Origin of the sequence: Pseudomonas sp. B14(2022), from assembly GCF_012030485.1 — a bacterium.
Lineage (GTDB): Bacteria > Pseudomonadota > Gammaproteobacteria > Pseudomonadales > Pseudomonadaceae > Aquipseudomonas.
The window spans coordinates 66,156-81,536 of the sequence record NZ_JAAUVM010000014.1; the positions used below are offsets into that span (position 1 = coordinate 66,156).

13 protein-coding genes are annotated in these 15,381 nt (G+C 57.0%); all 13 read left to right on the forward strand.

The genetic code is table 11. The features are described 5' to 3' along the window. Positions 1–12 precede the first annotated feature (12 nt). Entirely contained in the window at positions 13–1,737 is a 1,725-nt protein-coding gene (locus HCF10_RS20015; RefSeq protein WP_167656245.1) for a type I restriction-modification system subunit M, read from the forward strand. Beyond that, the gene (locus HCF10_RS31095) at positions 1,734–3,194 is read left to right on the forward strand and encodes a restriction endonuclease subunit S (RefSeq protein ID WP_205885780.1); all 1,461 of its coding nucleotides are present in this window, start codon (positions 1,734–1,736) and stop codon (positions 3,192–3,194) included. The genes HCF10_RS20015 and HCF10_RS31095 overlap by 4 nt, the downstream gene beginning before the upstream one ends. After that, the gene (locus HCF10_RS20025; RefSeq protein WP_167656246.1) at positions 3,191–4,969 is read left to right on the forward strand and encodes a restriction system-associated AAA family ATPase; all 1,779 of its coding nucleotides are present in this window, start codon (positions 3,191–3,193) and stop codon (positions 4,967–4,969) included. The genes HCF10_RS31095 and HCF10_RS20025 overlap by 4 nt, the downstream gene beginning before the upstream one ends. Continuing rightward, complete coding sequence (locus HCF10_RS20030) at positions 4,969–6,057, forward strand: HNH endonuclease (RefSeq protein WP_167656247.1); 1,089 nt, start codon at positions 4,969–4,971, stop codon at positions 6,055–6,057. Before HCF10_RS20025 ends, HCF10_RS20030 begins: the two co-directional genes overlap by 1 nt. Before the next feature lie 330 nt (positions 6,058–6,387). Beyond that, complete coding sequence (locus tag HCF10_RS20035) at positions 6,388–6,834, forward strand: Lrp/AsnC family transcriptional regulator (protein ID WP_131699115.1); 447 nt, start codon at positions 6,388–6,390, stop codon at positions 6,832–6,834. A 168-nt stretch (positions 6,835–7,002) separates the two neighbouring features. Beyond that, the gene (locus HCF10_RS20040; RefSeq protein ID WP_145336948.1) at positions 7,003–8,685 is read left to right on the forward strand and encodes a flavin monoamine oxidase family protein; all 1,683 of its coding nucleotides are present in this window, start codon (positions 7,003–7,005) and stop codon (positions 8,683–8,685) included. A gap of 10 nt (positions 8,686–8,695) precedes the next feature. Continuing rightward, positions 8,696–9,490, forward strand: a complete 795-nt coding sequence (locus tag HCF10_RS20045; RefSeq protein ID WP_167656248.1) for a carbon-nitrogen hydrolase family protein — start codon at positions 8,696–8,698, stop codon at positions 9,488–9,490. A gap of 48 nt (positions 9,491–9,538) precedes the next feature. Then, positions 9,539–11,908 (forward strand): pyrroloquinoline quinone biosynthesis protein PqqF, encoded by a 2,370-nt coding sequence (gene pqqF / locus HCF10_RS20050; protein WP_167656249.1) that lies wholly within the window; start codon positions 9,539–9,541, stop codon positions 11,906–11,908. A 159-nt stretch (positions 11,909–12,067) separates the two neighbouring features. Continuing rightward, a complete protein-coding gene (pqqA, locus tag HCF10_RS20055) occupies positions 12,068–12,142 on the forward strand; it encodes a pyrroloquinoline quinone precursor peptide PqqA (protein ID WP_003194766.1) in 75 nt (24 codons plus the stop codon). A 71-nt stretch (positions 12,143–12,213) separates the two neighbouring features. Further along, the gene (pqqB, locus tag HCF10_RS20060) at positions 12,214–13,125 is read left to right on the forward strand and encodes a pyrroloquinoline quinone biosynthesis protein PqqB (protein ID WP_032883902.1); all 912 of its coding nucleotides are present in this window, start codon (positions 12,214–12,216) and stop codon (positions 13,123–13,125) included. Positions 13,126–13,231: 106 nt separating this feature from the next. Further along, entirely contained in the window at positions 13,232–13,984 is a 753-nt protein-coding gene (pqqC, locus tag HCF10_RS20065; protein WP_131699111.1) for a pyrroloquinoline-quinone synthase PqqC, read from the forward strand. Then, positions 13,981–14,256, forward strand: coding sequence for a pyrroloquinoline quinone biosynthesis peptide chaperone PqqD (gene pqqD, locus HCF10_RS20070; protein WP_167656250.1), 276 nt, complete (start codon positions 13,981–13,983; stop codon positions 14,254–14,256). The genes pqqC and pqqD overlap by 4 nt, the downstream gene beginning before the upstream one ends. Further along, on the forward strand, positions 14,249–15,379 hold the full coding sequence (gene pqqE / locus HCF10_RS20075; RefSeq protein WP_065938222.1) for a pyrroloquinoline quinone biosynthesis protein PqqE: 1,131 nt from the start codon (positions 14,249–14,251) through the stop codon (positions 15,377–15,379). The genes pqqD and pqqE overlap by 8 nt, the downstream gene beginning before the upstream one ends. The last annotated feature ends 2 nt before the right edge of the window (positions 15,380–15,381 follow it).

Here is a 15,381-nt window from a genome sequence, read left to right on the forward strand (position 1 = left end):
TCAGGGCAACTCATGCTACAGAACAACCGCGAACTCAAAGGCAAAATCGATCTGCTCTGGGACAAATTCTGGAGCGGTGGCATCAGCAACCCGCTCACCGCCATCGAGCAGATCACCTACTTGCTTTTCATGAAGCGGCTAGATGAGCTCGATCTCAAGCGCCAGTCCGACGCCGAATGGACAGATGAAAAGTACACATCCAAGTTTGAGGGTGTCTGGGTTCCACCGGAACATCGAACCAAGCTCAGTGGTCGTGAGAGCGCGACGGAGTTAGTCGAAATCCTTGCACATGACCGACACCAGTACGGCGTTGATAAACGTACTCTGCGCTGGAGCGAGTTCAAGCGCATGCAGGCCGAAGAGATGCTGCAGCATGTGCAGGGCAAAGTATTTCCCTTTCTCAAAGACCTGAACGGCGCGGAGTCCAACTTCACCCATCACATGAGAAACGCAGTATTCATCATCCCCAAGCCCGCCCTGCTAGTGGAGGCGGTGAAGACTATCGACGACATCTTCGAGGTGATGGAGCGCGACTCGCGCGAGAACGGCCAGGCCTTTCAAGACATACAGGGCGATGTCTATGAAATGCTGCTGTCAGAGATAGCCACCGCTGGCAAAAATGGCCAATTTCGCACCCCCCGTCACATCATCAAATTGATGGCCGATTTGGTGCAGCCTCAACTGGGCCACAAGATCGCCGACCCGGCCTGTGGTTCCGGCGGTTTTTTGCTCGGTGCTTACCAGTACATTGTCACGCAGCTAGCCATCAATGCGGGCACAAACAACCTCACACCTGATGAAGACGGCTTCGTCCGCACCTCAGTAGCCGCAACCCTCACGGAAAAAGCTCAGGCAATTCTCGCCAGCTCACTGTGGGGGTACGACATCGACGCCACCATGGTACGCCTGGGACTGATGAACCTGATGATGCACGGCATCGACGAACCACACATTGACTACAAAGACACCCTCAGCAAGAGTTACACCGAGGAATCTGAATACGACATCGTGCTGGCCAACCCTCCCTTCACCGGCAGCATCGACAAGGGAGACATCAATGAAAATCTGCAACTGGGCACAACCAAAACGGAGCTGCTGTTTGTCGAGAACATCTTCCGCTTACTCAAGAAAGGCGGCACTGCCTGCGTGATTGTGCCGCAGGGTGTGCTGTTCGGCTCAGGCGGCGCATTCAAGACCCTTCGCCAGTTGCTGGTGGAGCGCTGCGACCTCAAGGCCGTCATCACGATGCCCAGCGGCGTGTTCAAGCCCTATGCCGGAGTCAGCACAGCCATTCTGCTGTTCACCAAGGTCTGGGGGTCGAAGGACAAAGTCACCCAGCCTGCGACCGAAAAAGTCTGGTTCTATGAGATGGCCGCCGACGGCTATTCGCTAGACGACAGACGCAGCAAGCAAGAAGGCAACGGCGACCTTCAAGACATCATTGTTCAATTCCATAACCGCGATTCCTGCAGTACCGCCGCCGACACCGACACCGACCGCACGACCAAGTGCTTCATGGTGCCGCGCACCGAGATTGCGAGCGAAAAAAACAACTACGACCTCTCGCATTCCCGCTACAAAACCAACGTGTTTGAGGACGTACACTACGACGCACCGGGCGTGATTCTGGAACGTTTGATTCAGGCCGAAGTAGGTGAAGTGGATGAAATGGAACTCGCCAGGGTGCAAAGCGGCATAGTGCGCGAGCTTCTCGAATTGAAGGGGATGCTGGGATGAAGTGGTACCCCTTTTCCGAGGTTATTACAGATGCCACTTCCAAGTTTTCGAAAATCAAGGCCTCTGAATATCACGCTCAAGGCAAATACAAAATCATTGATCAAGGCAAAGCGCCAATTGCCGGTTACACCGATGACACAAACCTTGTTAATGGCCAATTACTTCCAATATTGATTTTTGGCGATCACACGCGTGCACTGAAATATGAAAATGATCCGATTGCACTCGGTGCAGACGGTGCCAAAGCGCTTTGGGTAAATCCTGACCTGGCGCACACCCGCTACATTTACTACTACCTTCGTTCCATTCAGCTTAAAGAAGCCGGATACAGCAGGCATTTCAAATTTCTCAAACAGATTGAAATACCGATTCCTTTCGAGAATAACGCCCCAGATTTCAACAACCAAATACGCATTGCACATCTGCTCGGCAAAGTGGAAGGGCTCATCGCCGTACGCAAACGAAATCTGAAGGAGCTTGACGACCTGCTTAAGAGCCTATTTTTAGAATTCTTTGGCGATCCGGTGCGGAATGAAAAGGGGTGGGAACCAACGATAATTGGGCAGCTCATCAAGGTGGCCAGTGGAAATGGCCTAGTGGCCAAAGACATGAACACCGAGGGGCCGCATAAAGTTTACGGCGGGAATGGTGTAAATGGTGTTCATTCAGAATATATGTTTGATGCGCCAACGCTTGTCATTGGACGAGTGGGGTACTACTGCGGTTCAGTGCACATCACAGAGCCAAAGTCATGGGTTACTGATAATGCGCTTTACGTTAAAAAATTTTTGAAGAGAACAGACCTCGTGTTTCTCAAGCACTTGTTAGCAGCTCATGATCTCAACAAGATAGCAGGAAGGGCCGCGCAGCCGCTTGTGTCTGGTTCTCGAATATATCCAATCCCCACAATTGACGTGCCGTTTGAAAAACAACAGGCGTTTTCAGCCATCGTCGAAAAAGTCGAAGAGCTCAGATCCCGCTACCAACAAAGCTTCATTGATCTGGAAGCCCTCTTCAACACGCTGAGCCAGCAGGCATTCAAGGGTACGCTGGATTTGTCGCGCGTTCCGTTGCCGGGCATACAACCTGAAGAAGAGAAAGCCATGCCAGTAGAACTCTTACATAATCCGTCCGCAGAAGGCTTCGCCATCCACCTACCCGACACTGAAAACTTGCTGGAGACGCTTGAGAATGCTGACGCGAGAGCGGCGTTGATCACGCAGTGGCTGGAGGCCTACCGAGGTCAACTGGGAAACACGCCGTTTTCGATACAGCACTTTATGACGGCGGCGCAAACCCGCTTGGTGGAGCGGCATCCCGACAACGATTTCGAGCTGGGCACTAATGAATTTGAACACATCAAGACGTGGGTGTTCGAGGCACTGGCTGCTGGCAAGCTGGTGCAGGCTTTTGACGACGCAGGCAACCGTATCGAACTCAAGGCTGTGCAGGTATGAAACTGCTGCGCATCAAGATCACCGACCCGGCAGGCTTTCGCAGTTTGCCCTGCGGCTTTGAACACCTTTTTCGCACCGAATGGGGACTCCAGGACGAGCTGACAGAACCCGAAGACTTCGCCCCTTTCGTATGCGCAGGCCCCAATGGCAGCGGAAAATCCAACTTGCTTGAAGCCCTGGCAGCGATCTTTTTCCAACTTGAAATTTTGCGTGTACGCCGTAGCTTCCTGCCAGAGGTACTCCAGAACGCAGGTGAGGATTTCTCGCCTGTGGCGTTCGAGTTGGACTACCTGATTCGTGTGCCAGCGGAATACATCCAGCCCGATGGTCCAGTGTGGGCCGAGGTAGGCGTCTGGAAAAAACCCGGCGAATCCGTACGTTTCCTTTGGAACAACCAAGGCGACTTCAACGCTAATGTTTACGACGCGCTTGACGGCGGCCACGCTGACATTCTGATGCCGCAATACGTGCTGGGCTACTCGTCAGGCGAAAACGAAATTCTCAGCCTGCCATTCTTCAAACTGCGCTTCGTGCAGTTCGACGAATACTGGAATTCGCTGATTCAACAGTTGAGCTATCCCGGGCACCCCGAAACACGGCTGGCCTACCTGGACAACGGATTCAGTCAGGCCATTCTGCTTTGCAATCTGCTTTTCCAAGACCACACAACACTGCAACCCTTCCGCGAAGATGTAGGTATCGAGGCGCTTAGGCAGTTTCGCATCATCCTCAAGCGGAGCATTGAGGTGCCTGCTAAGCAAGCAGCACAATTGACTTCAGGCGACTACTTCTCCCTTGGATATTCAGAGGACGGCTATTTCACAGACAACCCGGCCATATCATGGAATTCAGAGACGGGTGCCTATACAGTTAATCTAATGCGCCTTCTGGAAGGCGATGAAAGATCTTCAATAATAGAAAAGCTAAAGCGTTGCGCCACTTTGAGTTATCAAGATGACGCCACAGACACACTGACTCTCGATTATTGGGTAAATGAAGCTACCAGGGAGGCATTTCATGACAACTTCGACGGGTCCCCCCTCAACTTGTTTCAAGCTTTTCAAGTGTTACTAGTACTAAATCTTCATTCGGTGAGTGACAGCCTAAAGACCGATATCTATCGATCAAAAAGTTACTACGTGAGTGAAACGGTACCTACGCTGGCCTCCGACGAACGTGCTATGCGCTTTAAGAATTTTTACTTAAAGAAGAAGGGTGTAGCCAAACCGATGCTACTCAAAGAGTTGTCGGACGGTGAGCACCAGTTATTGCACAGCCTAGGCCTATGCCTGCTATTTCGTAATACTAACAGTCTGTTTCTGCTGGATGAACCTGAGACTCATTTTAATCCAGCGTGGCGAGCGAGTTTCATCAGCCGTCTACGTGAATGCTTACAAGCACAAGCGGAAACCAGTCAGGAAATGCTCATTACTACCCACTCGCCGTTCCTAATATCAGACAGCAAGCCCGGTAAGGTACTGGTATTCGACAAAGACTCGGATACCGGTACGGTTAGCATCGCGCACCCTGAGTACAACACGCTAGGCGCATCAATCAACAAGATCACCATGACAACTTTCGGCAAGCGCGAAACCATCGGTGGACATGCTCAGTCAATCCTTGCAGGGTTACGGGAACGCTTTGAACGTGGAGAGGATGTCTCCACTCTCATTACCGAGCTTGATCGAGAGCTTGGCGACTCGTTGGAAAAAGTACTTTTGGTCAACACCATGCTCGACCGCGTTCAGATGCGCCGAGAGAGGGGGGAAAGCTGATGTTGTTCCCTTATACCTATGTGCCGCACCAAATGGAGAAGATGCAGGAGTTCGTCGACTACATCTTCTTTGAAGTGTGGTGCAACGCGCCAACTGTGGGTACGTTCGGTCTGCACCTATTTGATTACAAGATCGAACTGCGCGAGGTGATGGAGGCGTTTTACTACTCAGATAAAAATAACGCAGACTTTTTTTATGGTCACGTTGAGAGGATTTTCCAGGGCTTTAGCAATCTGAATCAAAAACAGATTCGGCGGTTGAAATGGTGGTACTGTAGTAACAATAATATCGAGCAGCTATGTACCAACCATTCTGGAAATCACGCTACTCGACATTCAGACATTGAAAGCAAATTCCCAGCTATCGCTCGCGACATACGCATGTTCTTTGTCGGGCTCTATGACTTCGATGCCTCAGCCATGAAGAAAAAAACCGGTGACATAGGTGATCATTATAAGCAATTCGTAAATACCAACGACAGTGGCACTTGCCCTTTCTGCGGCATCAGCGATCTGCTGGGGGGAAATCATACCAAACGCGAAGCATATGACCACTATATGCCAAAGACGATCTATCCATTCAACTCTATCAATTTCAAGAATTTAGTACCGGCCTGCCACCACTGCAACAGTAGCTATAAGAGCAGTAAAGATACGGCATTTTCACCTAAAGACCCGTGCGGCTTGCAGGTTCGCCGCAAGGTGTTCTACCCGTTTTCGACCCAGCCTTACAGCATTAGTTTGCAGGTGCTCATCCGGCACGCTGACCATGAAAAGCTGACTACCGCCGACATTAGCCTTAGCTTCGGCCCACCTGAACTGGACGAGCAAATTGCTACCTGGAAGGAAATCTATAGCATTGAAGAGCGTTATCGCGCAAAGCTGTGCGGCTCAGATGCAAAGGCATGGGTCGTAGAAGTTATGGATGAATGGCGCTGGCACGAGGAATCAGCAGGCGCGGACGGAAGAGCCCCCGAAGCCTATCTGCAAGCTGTGGCCCGGCACACAGCAAAATCACCATATACCAACGAGAATTTTTTGAAGTATGGATTTCTGCAAGCCTGCAAAGCAGCCGGAACTTTTGGTTAAAAAGCTAACGCGCCCTCCGACAGTTCGAGGCGTGGCCTTTAGTACCAAACGTTTGACCAGCGGTACACCAGCAGTACAGTGCAAAGCTTCCGCTTCTTTCCCCAAATTACGTTCAACACCTTTAACTATGATATTTTCAGCTCTTTGTACCTACGTTAAACTACCGCCGCTTTATCTAGACATATCAGCTCGCCCAACAACTCATAATCCTTTGGTCCACGGTTCAAGTCCGTGTGGGCCCACCAAACAAGAAAGCCGCGCATTGCGCGGCTTTTGCGTATCTGGAAGATTGTAATATGGCTCCCCTCACCGCCCATACTGGAGCCACCCTTGGCCGTCCTCGATGAAATCGATCGTCAATTGATCGCCGCCCTGCAGATCAACGCACGCGAAAGCGTGGCCATGCTTGCCCGGCAGTTAGGCATCGCGCGCACCACGGTGACGTCGCGCCTTGCGCGCCTGGAAAAAACCCAGGTGATCACCGGCTATGGTGTGCGCCTGGGCCAACGCATGGCAGATGGCGGCTTGCAGGCCTATGTGGGGATCACCGTGCAACCGCGTTCGGGCAAAGAAGTGCTGCGCAGGCTGAGCGCCATGGCCCAGGTTCAACAACTGTGCGCGGTCAGCGGCGAGTTCGATTACGTGGCCTGGTTGCGCACCGATTCGCCGGAACAGCTCGATCAACTGCTGGACCAGATTGGCAGTGTCGATGGCGTGGAGAAAACCACCACATCGATCATCCTCAGTAACAAATTAGACCGCGGACAACCAATCTGACCACTAAATTCGTCACTATGACTAAAAACAATTCATTCCGACGACACTTTGCGTCTTATTAACGAACGCAACGCTCCCTAAACTGGCTGCCATCTTTTCCTATACTCAGCGGGTCACTTCCCGCCGAGTCGTCAGCAAGGGCCCGCCATGAGCATTCCGTCCAGCACCATCAGCAAGACCAATCGCCACCCAGCAGACGGTAAAAAACCCATCACCATCTTTGGCCCGGATTTCCCGTTCGCCTTCGATGACTGGATCGAACATCCGGCTGGACTCGGCAGTATCCCCGCCGCCAACCATGGCGCTGAAGTGGCCATCGTCGGCGCCGGTATCGCCGGGCTGGTCGCCGCCTACGAATTGATGAAGCTGGGCCTCAAACCTGTGGTGTATGAAGCCTCGAAGATGGGCGGCCGTTTGCGTTCCCAGGCCTTCGAAGGCGCCGAAGGCATCATCGCCGAGTTGGGCGGGATGCGTTTTCCGGTGTCATCTACCGCGTTCTATCACTACGTCGACAAGCTGGGCCTGGAAACCAAACCCTTCCCTAACCCGCTGACACCAGCCTCCGGTAGTACGGTGATCGACCTGGAAGGCCAAACCCACTACGCACAAAAGCTGTCCGATCTGCCTGCGCTGTTCCAGGAAGTGGCTGACGCCTGGGCCGACGCCCTGGAGGCCGGCTCGCAGTTCGGCGATATCCAGCAAGCCATCCGCGACCGTGATGTACCGCGCCTCAAAGCGCTGTGGAACAAGCTGGTGCCCTTGTGGGACGACCGCACCTTCTACGACTTCGTGGCGACCTCCAAGGCTTTCGCAAAGTTATCGTTCCACCACCGCGAGGTGTTTGGCCAGGTAGGTTTCGGCACCGGCGGCTGGGACTCGGATTTCCCCAACTCGATGCTGGAAATCTTCCGCGTGGTCATGACCAACTGCGACGATCACCAACATCTCATCGTCGGCGGCGTTGCCCAGGTGCCGATGGGCATCTGGCGCCATGTGCCGGAGCGTTGCGCCCATTGGCCGGCCGGTACCAGCCTGAGTTCGCTGCACCGCGGTGCACCGAGGGCCGGGGTCAAACGCATTGCCCATGCTGCCGATGGCCGTTTCGCGGTGACCGACAATTACGGCGACACTCGCGAATACGCGGCCGTGCTCACCACCTGCCAAAGCTGGCTGCTGACCACCCAGATCGAGTGCGATGAAACCCTGTTCTCGCAAAAGATGTGGATGGCCCTGGACCGTACGCGCTACATGCAATCGTCAAAGACCTTCGTGATGGTCGACCGCCCGTTCTGGAAAGACAAAGACCCGGAGACCGGCCGCGACCTGATGAGCATGACCCTCACCGATCGCCTCACTCGCGGCACTTACCTTTTCGACAACGGCGACGACAAACCAGGGGTGATCTGCCTGTCGTACTCGTGGATGAGCGACGCACTGAAAATGCTCCCGCAGCCCATCGACAAGCGCGTGAAACTGGCGCTGGACGCCTTGAACAAGATCTACCCGAAAGTCGACATCAAGGCGCGCATCATCGGCGACCCGATTACCGTGTCCTGGGAAGCCGACCCGCATTTCCTCGGTGCCTTCAAAGGCGCGTTGCCGGGTCACTACCGCTACAACCAGCGCATGTATGCGCACTTCATGCAGAAGGACATGCCCGCCGAACAGCGTGGGATTTTTATCGCCGGTGACGACGTTTCCTGGACCCCAGCGTGGGTGGAGGGTGCGGTACAAACCTCGCTGAACGCGGTATGGGGCGTCATGACCCACTTTGGCGGCAGCACTCACCCCGAGAACCCGGGGCCGGGTGATGTGTTCGATGAGATCGGGCCGATAGCCCTGGCTGACTAAGGAGTTGAACATGCGCGTCGCCCTTTACCAATGCCCACCGCTGCCGTTGGATGTCGCAGGCAATCTCAAGCGTCTGCACCAACTGGCGCATGAAGCGTCGGACGCCGATGTACTGGTGCTGCCGGAGATGTTCCTCACCGGTTACAACATCGGTGCTGAAGCCGTGGGTGCGTTGGCCGAAGCGCAGGATGGGGAGTCTGCGCAAGCTATTGCCGAAATCGCACAAAACGCCGGGCGGGCCATTCTGTACGGCTACCCGGAGCGGGCCGATGATGGGCAGATCTACAACGCCGTGCAGTTGATCGACGCCCACGGCCAGCGCCGGTGCAACTACCGTAAGACCCATCTGTTCGGCGATCTGGACCACTCGATGTTCAGTGCCGGCGACGATGATTTTCCGCTGGTGGAACTCAACGGATGGAAGCTGGGGTTCCTGATCTGCTATGACCTCGAGTTCCCGGAGAACACTCGACGCCTGGCCCTGGCCGGTGCCGAGCTGATCCTGGTGCCCACCGCCAATATGGTGCCGTTCGACTTTGTCGCCGACGTCACCGTGCGGGCACGGGCCTTCGAGAACCAGTGCTACGTGGCCTACGCCAATTACTGCGGGCACGAAGGCGAGATTCAGTACTGCGGGCAAAGCAGCATTGCCGCACCGGATGGCCGGCGAATCGCCCAGGCGGGCTTGGATGAAGCCTTGATTGTCGGGACCGTGGATCGGCAATCGATCCTCGACGCCCGCGCCGCCAACCATTACCTGCAAGACCGGCGTCCCGAGCTTTACGGCCCGCTGCACAAGCCCTGATTGAACGGGTTTGTTAGCATAGGCACTTGCCCCGTTCTGGAAGTGCCCATGCCCGCCCCGGCCCACCTTTATCCCGTTCATCTGACCCTGGCCAATGGCCTGCGGGTTTCCCTGCGCCATGCACCGCGCTTAAAGCGTTGCGCGGCGGCGCTGCGGGTGGCTGCCGGTAGCCACGACGTGCCGTTGGCCTGGCCGGGGCTGGCACATTTTCTTGAGCATTTGTTGTTTCTGGGAACCGAGCGCTTTCCTGCAGGCGAAGGGCTGATGGCCTACGTGCAGTGTCACGGTGGACAGGTCAACGCCAGCACTCGCGAACGCACCACAGACTTCTTCTTCGAACTACCGGTGTCGACCTTTGCCAATGGATTGGAGCGACTGGCTGACATGCTGGCGCGTCCGCGCCTGGATCTGGAAGATCAACTGCGCGAGCGCGAAGTGCTGCACGCCGAGTACGTCGCCTGGTCCCAGGATGCCAAGGCACAGCAGCAGGTGGCGCTGCTCGAAGGTTTGGCAGCGGATCATCCGCTACGCGGCTTTCACGCGGGCAACCGTGACAGCCTGCCGGTGGAGCACGAGGAATTTCAAAAAGCACTCAGGGAATTCCACGGACATTTCTATCAAAGCGGGCAGATGACCTTGAGCCTCGCCGGCCCACAGACGCTGGATGAGCTGGAAGCCCTGGCGCAACGCTTCAGCGCGCAACTGATCACTGGCCCCCTGCATCCGCAGGCCTCACCACCGGCCTTGATGCAAGGCCAGGCTCGGCGTTATCAACACATCGACAGCGGCCATCTGCACCACGTCATCACCTGTGACGCGCCCCGTGAAGCCCTGGATTTCCTCTGCACCTGGCTCAATACCTCCGCGCCGGGCGGGCTGCTCGCCGAGTTGAAAAACCGCCACTTGACCAGCGCACTGCAGGCGTCAGTGCTGTATCACTTCGCCGGACAAGCCGTGCTGGACATCGACTTTACGCTCGATAGCGAAGACGAACCGACCACACACATTGAGGCGCTGCTGTACGACTGGCTGAGCTTTTTCGCACACAGCGATTGGACGCCACTGCGCGAAGAGTTCGCCCTGCTGAACGCTCGCCAACAACAGACCCAGGGCGCCCTGGCATTGGCCCGCAACGATAGCGAAGACCTCAGTGAACAGGGCGTCGCTGCGCTCAAGGCCCTGCTTGACTCACTGCATTTGCCGCCCGCCGAACACCGTTGGCAGTTGCCCCCGAACAACCCGTTCCTGCGCCCACCGGTCAAAGAAGAACGCGCCGGCCTGATTCGCGGCCAAACCAGCGCTCACCGAGGCTTGCGCACGTTTGCCCAAGATCGTTCACGGGGGCGAAGGGGCGTAACGGCGCTGACCTTCAGCCAAGCCTTGACGGATGACAGCGATGAGGGCGCGCTGTACCTGAACTGGCGCTTCGACGCGCCAGCGCCTGCTGGGCTGGAAAACACCTTGCAGCCATTGCGTGAGAACGCGCGCCAGGCGGGCGTGGAATTATCTTTCGAAACCACCGGCCATGATTGGCTGGTGAAGATGACCGGGCTGCACGAGCCCATGCCGGCCGTGCTGGAGGCGTTGGCGCAGAGCCTGCATCTGACGCAAGACGCCGCCCCGCCAGCACCGCCCATGATCGCAATCCGAGAACTGCTCAAGGCGCTCCCCACGTGCTGCGCCACCGACAGTGTCGACGCCAGCGATCAGCCTGCATCTTGGGCCACCGCACGCTGGCACGGCCTGGGGCTGGGTGTGCCAGCCGCGTGTGAGGCATTGATAAAGGCCGCAGCCGTCCGTCTGCCTGGGCAACCTGCACTCATCGAACGATCTCTTCAACACCTCGGCGGTCAACGTGTGTGGCATGAGGTTAAAACCGACTCAACCGAAGCCGCCTTGCTGCTGTTTTGCCCGGCGCCCAGCCAGTCCCTGGTCGATGAAGCTGCATGGCGACTGCTTGGGCACGTGCTCCAGGGGCCGTTTTACCAGCGCCTGAGGGTCGAGTTGCAGTTGGGTTACGCCGTATTCAGTGGCATTCGGCAGATCAACGGGCAAACCGGGCTGCTGTTTGGGGTGCAGTCACCCAGTGTGTCCCGTGACGCAATCGTTGATCACGTGCTGACCTTGCTTGCGCAGCTACCTGAGCTGATAGACAGTCGCGATGACCTGAGCAACCTGGCCTTGGCGCAACAGTTCTCATCCGAAGTGCTGACCCCATCCCAAGCCGCCGAACTGCTTTGGCAGGCGAGCTTGGCCGGTCATTCGTCGGATTACCTGGAACAGCTCCAGCCACTGATCCAGAGTCGCTCCCGCGAAGACTTGCAGCGCGCGGCGCAGCAACTGAACGAGGCGGCAGGCGGTTGGCGGTGTGTCGCCAACGGCCCGCGCATCTCGGAGGCCTGGCACTCGGCAGGCTGATCATTGCCAACCCTGCAACAGGCTTTTTCCACCAAGACAGCGCTAACTTGCAAAGAATTGCGTAACATTCCTACGCACACATCTGAACATCTCCGACTGGAGGTGGACTATATGTATTACTTGGTAGTAAACGTCCCATCCCTTCGTAGGAGTAAGAATATGACCTGGTCCAAACCTGCTTACACTGATCTGCGCATCGGCTTCGAAGTCACCATGTACTTCGCCAGCCGCTAAGCCGCTGGGTAATACAACGCCTCGGTTCGCCCGGGGCGTTTTTGTTTTGAGCTTTGCTTGATGGAGCGGCCATGTTTGTCCAGATTCTAGGTTCCGCCGCTGGCGGCGGCTTCCCGCAGTGGAACTGCAACTGCGTGAACTGCGCAGGTTTTCGTGACGGCAGCCTGCGGGCGCAGGCGCGGACCCAGTCATCCATCGCCATTTCCGACGATGGCGTGAACTGGGTACTGTGCAATGCCTCGCCGGATATCCGCGCGCAACTCCAGGGTTTTGCGCCGATGCAGCCCGGCCGCGCACTGCGCGACACCGGCATCAGTGCCATCATCCTGATGGACAGCCAGATCGATCACACCACCGGTTTATTGAGCCTGCGCGAAGGCTGCCCGCACCAGGTGTGGTGCACCGATATGGTCCATGAAGACCTGAGTACCGGCTTCCCGCTGTTCACCATGCTCACCCACTGGAACGGCGGCCTGGCCTGGAACCGCATCGAGCTGGATGCCAGCTTCACCATCCCGGCCTGCCCGAACCTGCGCTTCACCCCACTGCCACTGCGCAGTGCCGCCCCGCCCTACTCGCCGCACCGCTTCGACCCGCACCCAGGCGATAACATCGGCCTGATCGTCGAAGACCTGCGCACCGGCGGCAAACTGTTCTACGCCCCGGGCCTGGGCAAAGTCGATGCGCCGTTGCTGGAGATCATGGCCGGCAGCGATTGCCTGCTGGTGGACGGCACGATGTGGGACGACGACGAAATGCAGCGCCGTGGCGTCGGCACCCGTACCGGCCGCGAGATGGGCCACCTGGCGCAGAACGGCCCCGGCGGCATGCTCGAAGTACTGGAGCAGTTGCCCGAGCAACGCAAGGTGCTTATCCACATCAACAACACCAACCCGATCCTCGATGAAGACTCCCCCGAGCGCGCGGAACTGGTGCGGCGCAATGTCGAAGTCGCTTACGACGGCATGAGCATCGAACTGTAGGAGCGGGCTTGCCCGCGAAAAACCCAAGGGCACCGTGCTCATTCAGAATGCCCACGTCATCGTTAACGACCTTCGCGAGCAAGCTCGCTCCTACAGGAGACCTCTTATGACTGATAGACCTATGAACACCGACGAATTTGAAAAAGCCCTGCGGGCCAAAGGCGCCTTCTACCATATTCATCACCCGTACCATGTGGCGATGTATGAAGGCCGTGCCACCCGCGAGCAGATCCAGGGCTGGGTCGCCAACCGTTTCTATTACCAAGTGAATATCCCGCTGAAAGACGCCGCAATCCTGGCCAACTGCCCGGACCGCGAGATCCGTCGCGAGTGGATCCAGCGCCTGCTCGACCACGATGGCGCACCGGGTGAAGACGGCGGTATCGAAGCCTGGTTGCGTTTGGGCCAAGCGGTCGGCCTCGACCCTGACCAGCTGCGTTCCCAGGAACTGGTGTTGCCCGGCGTGCGCTTTGCGGTAGACGCCTATGTGAACTTTGCTCGCCGTGCCAGCTGGCAGGAAGCCGCCAGCAGCTCGCTCACCGAGCTGTTCGCGCCGCAGATCCACCAGTCGCGCCTGGACAGCTGGCCGCAGCACTACCCGTGGATCGATCCCACCGGTTATGAGTATTTCCGCACCCGCCTGGGCCAGGCTCGGCGCGATGTGGAGCATGGGCTGGCAATCACCTTGCAGCACTACACCACCCGTGAAGGCCAGGAGCGCATGCTGGAAATTCTCCAGTTCAAACTCGACATCCTGTGGAGCATGCTGGATGCCATGAGCATGGCCTACGAACTGAAACGCCCGCCGTATCACAGCGTGACCGAGCAGCGGGTCTGGCACAAAGGGATCACCCTATGAGTTTTGATCGCAGCAGAAAACCGACCTGGCGCCAGGGCTACCGCTACCAGTACGAACCCGCGCAAAAAGGCCATGTATTGCTCTACCCCGAAGGCATGATCAAGCTCAACGACAGCGCCGCGCTGATTGGTGGCTTGATTGACGGTGAGCGCGACGTGGTGGCGATCATCGCTGAGCTGGATAAGCAATTTCCCGGCGTGCCTGAGCTGGCGGAAGACATCGAGCAATTCATGGAGGTCGCCCGTGCTGAGCACTGGATCACCCTTGCCTGAAAAACCAGCCATCGGCCTGCCGCTATGGTTGCTCGCCGAGCTGACCTACCGCTGCCCGTTGCAATGCCCGTATTGCTCCAACCCGCTGGACTTTGCCGAGCAGGGCAAGGAGCTGAGCACCGAACAGTGGATCAAGGTGTTTCGCGAGGCCCGTGAGATGGGCGCCGCGCAATTGGGGTTTTCCGGCGGTGAGCCACTGGTACGCCAGGACCTTGCCGAACTGATCGCCGAGGCGCGCAAGCTGGGGTTCTACACCAACCTGATCACCTCGGGCATCGGCCTCACCGAGCAGAAAATCAGCGACTTCAAGAAAGCCGGCCTGGACCACATCCAGATCAGCTTTCAGGCCAGCGACGAACAGGTGAACAACCTGCTGGCCGGCTCGAAAAAAGCCTTCGCGCAAAAGCTGGAAATGGCCCGCGCAGTGAAGGCGCACGGCTACCCGATGGTGCTGAACTTCGTCACCCATCGGCACAATATCGATAAGATCGACCGCATCATCGAGCTGTGCATCGCGCTGGAGGCGGACTTTGTCGAGCTCGCCACCTGCCAGTTCTATGGCTGGGCGCAACTCAATCGCGTGGGTTTATTGCCGACGAAGGAACAGCTGGTGCGCGCCGAACGCATCACCAACGAATACCGCGCCAAGCTCGAAGCCGAAGGCCACCCGTGCAAGCTGATATTCGTCACGCCGGATTACTACGAGGAGCGCCCGAAGGCCTGTATGAACGGCTGGGGCAGTATCTTTCTGACGGTGACGCCAGACGGCACCGCCCTGCCCTGCCACGGCGCCCGACAGATGCCGGTGCAGTTTCCCAATGTGCGCGACCACAGCATGCAGCACATCTGGTACGACTCTTTCGGCTTCAACCGCTTTCGCGGCTACGACTGGATGCCCGAGCCGTGCCGTTCATGCGATGAAAAGGAAAAGGACTTCGGCGGCTGCCGTTGCCAGGCCTTCATGCTCACGGGGGATGCGAGCAATGCCGACCCGGTGTGCAGCAAGTCCGAGCAGCACGGCATCATCCTCAAGGCGCGGGAAGAGGCCGAACATGCTACCCAGACCATCGAGCAACTGGCCTTTCGCAATGAGCGCAATTCACGGCTCATCGCAAAAGGCTGAGG

What these genes read in the sequence shown, in the direction of transcription:
- HCF10_RS20015 (WP_167656245.1), top strand. Translation starts at nt 13, where the DNA reads ATGCTACAGAACAACCGCGAACTCAAAGGCAAAATCGATCTGCTCTGG.
- HCF10_RS31095 (WP_205885780.1), top strand. Translation starts at nt 1,734, where the DNA reads ATGAAGTGGTACCCCTTTTCCGAGGTTATTACAGATGCCACTTCCAAG.
- HCF10_RS20025 (WP_167656246.1), top strand. Translation starts at nt 3,191, where the DNA reads ATGAAACTGCTGCGCATCAAGATCACCGACCCGGCAGGCTTTCGCAGT.
- HCF10_RS20030 (WP_167656247.1), top strand. Translation starts at nt 4,969, where the DNA reads ATGTTGTTCCCTTATACCTATGTGCCGCACCAAATGGAGAAGATGCAG.
- HCF10_RS20045 (WP_167656248.1), top strand. Translation starts at nt 8,696, where the DNA reads ATGCGCGTCGCCCTTTACCAATGCCCACCGCTGCCGTTGGATGTCGCA.
- pqqF (WP_167656249.1), top strand. Translation starts at nt 9,539, where the DNA reads ATGCCCGCCCCGGCCCACCTTTATCCCGTTCATCTGACCCTGGCCAAT.
- pqqB (WP_032883902.1), top strand. Translation starts at nt 12,214, where the DNA reads ATGTTTGTCCAGATTCTAGGTTCCGCCGCTGGCGGCGGCTTCCCGCAG.
- pqqC (WP_131699111.1), top strand. Translation starts at nt 13,232, where the DNA reads ATGACTGATAGACCTATGAACACCGACGAATTTGAAAAAGCCCTGCGG.
- pqqD (WP_167656250.1), top strand. Translation starts at nt 13,981, where the DNA reads ATGAGTTTTGATCGCAGCAGAAAACCGACCTGGCGCCAGGGCTACCGC.